Below are 2,500 nucleotides of genomic sequence, written 5' to 3' on the forward strand. Positions count from 1 at the left end.
CTGGCGGGGGTTTTCTTCGGTATAAAAGCCTGACGATGACCTACTTTCACAGACGAGATGTCAACTATCATCGGCGCAAAGGCGTTTCACGGTCCTGTTCGGGATGGGAAGGCGTGGGACCACCTTGCTATGGTCGTCAAGCGTAACTGGGTGCGCCGCTGTTGGCACAGCGGCGCCAATCCGGGAAGAAGCGTGCGTGAGCGGGGCCGGCTTGTCTTGCGCCTGGCCAGGCTCACACCAACGGGTAATGGCGGGTTTATCGCATCACGGGTGCGATGGGCCCCAAGGCAAGGCCTGGGGGCCTGATGATTGCTTTGTTTGTTACGGCACTTGTTCACACCTAACCTGCAAGGTTATAGGATCAAGCCGCACGGGCAATTAGTACTGGTTAGCTGCACGCATTACTGCGCTTACACACCCAGCCTATCAACGTCCTGGTCTCGAACGACCCTTCAGGGGGGTCTAGCCCCCGGGATACCTAATCTTCAGACGAGTTTCCCGCTTAGATGCCTTCAGCGGTTATCTCTTCCGTACATAGCTACTCGGCAATGCCATTGGCATGACAACCGATACACCAGCGGTACGTCCACTCCGGTCCTCTCGTACTAGGAGCAGGCTCCGTCAAGTATCCAACGCCCACGGCAGATAGGGACCAAACTGTCTCACGACGTTTTAAACCCAGCTCACGTACCTCTTTAAATGGCGAACAGCCATACCCTTGGGACCGGCTACAGCCCCAGGATGAGATGAGCCGACATCGAGGTGCCAAACACCGCCGTCGATATGAACTCTTGGGCGGTATCAGCCTGTTATCCCCAGAGTACCTTTTATCCGTTGAGCGATGGCCCTTCCATACAGAACCACCGGATCACTATGACCTGCTTTCGCACCTGTTCGACTTGTCAGTCTCACAGTCAAGCACGCTTATGCCATTGCACTATCAGCACGATTTCCGACCGTACCTAGCGTACCTTCGTACTCCTCCGTTACACTTTGGGAGGAGACCGCCCCAGTCAAACTGCCCACCATGCACTGTCCCCAACCCGGATAACGGGCCAAGGTTAGAACCGCAAACAGACCAGGGTGGTATTTCAAGGTTGGCTCCCCCGAATCTGGCGACTCGGGTTCAACGCCTCCCACCTATCCTACACAGGCCGGTTCACAGTCCAATGCAAAGCTACAGTAAAGGTTCATGGGGTCTTTCCGTCTAGCCGCGGGTAGATTGCATCATCACAAACACTTCAACTTCGCTGAGTCTCAGGAGGAGACAGTGTGGCCATCGTTACGCCATTCGTGCAGGTCGGAACTTACCCGACAAGGAATTTCGCTACCTTAGGACCGTTATAGTTACGGCCGCCGTTTACCGGGGCTTCGATCAAGAGCTTGCACCCCATCACTTAACCTTCCGGCACCGGGCAGGCGTCACACCCTATACGTCGACTTTCGTCTTGGCAGAGTGCTGTGTTTTTAATAAACAGTCGCAGCCACCGATTCTCTGCGACCCCTTCATGCTCAGGGCGCGGGCCCATCACACTACCAGGGTATACCTTCTCCCGAAGTTACGGTATCAATTTGCCGAGTTCCTTCTCCTGAGTTCTCTCAAGCGCCTTGGAATATTCATCCCGTCCACCTGTGTCGGTTTGCGGTACGGTCTCGTGAAACTGAAGCTTAGAGGCTTTTCCTGGAACTGCTTCCAATCAGTCTAGAGCCCGAAGACTCTATCCAGCCACACCCTTGAATTGCGCGCCCGGATTTGCCTGAGCGCCTTCTATGATGCAGCAACGGGGACATCCAACACCCCGATGACCTTTCGCAATCCGTCCCCCCATCGCATTTCACGACGGTGCTGGAATATTAACCAGCTTCCCATCAGCTACGCATCTCTGCCTCGCCTTAGGGGCCGACTCACCCTGCGCCGATGAACGTTGCGCAGGAAACCTTGGACTTACGGCGAGGGGGCTTTTCACCCCCTTTATCGCTACTCATGTCAGCATTCGCACTTCTGATACCTCCAGCAGCCTTCTCAAGCCGCCTTCACAGGCTTACAGAACGCTCTCCTACCGCGTGCCCGCTCATTTAAACCCACTGCCAGCACCCAATCGTGTTGGGCCGCTTTGCGCCTTCGGCGCCAAGCTCCGATTCATGCAATGTGTTTAAAAGAGCGGGCACACCCGCAGCTTCGGTCTATGGCTTAGCCCCGTTACATCTTCCGCGCAGGACGACTCGATCAGTGAGCTATTACGCTTTCTTTAAAGGGTGGCTGCTTCTAAGCCAACCTCCTGACTGTCTGTGCCTTCCCACTTCGTTTCCCACTTAGCCATAGTTAGGGACCTTAGCTGGCGGTCTGGGTTGTTTCCCTCTTGAGTCCGGACGTTAGCACCCGGTGCTCTGTCTCCCACGCTCATACTTGCCGGTATTCGGAGTTTGCCATAGGTTGGTAAGTCGCCATGACCCCCTAGCTATAACAGTGCTCTACCCCCGGCAGCAATACGTGAGGCAC

At 55.4% G+C, this 2,500-nt stretch carries 2 rRNA genes (1 of these 2 cut by a window edge); both read right to left on the reverse strand.

Annotated features, from left to right (window positions below):
• Positions 1-27 precede the first annotated feature (27 nt).
• A 5S ribosomal RNA gene (gene rrf, locus LOL23_RS18820) occupies positions 28-141 on the reverse strand.
• Between the two features lie 216 nt (positions 142-357).
• Positions 358-2,500: ribosomal RNA gene (locus LOL23_RS18825) — 23S ribosomal RNA — on the reverse strand; it runs 835 nt beyond the window's last position.

Origin of the sequence: Paracandidimonas lactea (assembly GCF_021653995.1) — a bacterium.
GTDB classification, from domain to species: domain Bacteria; phylum Pseudomonadota; class Gammaproteobacteria; order Burkholderiales; family Burkholderiaceae_B; genus Allopusillimonas; species Allopusillimonas lactea.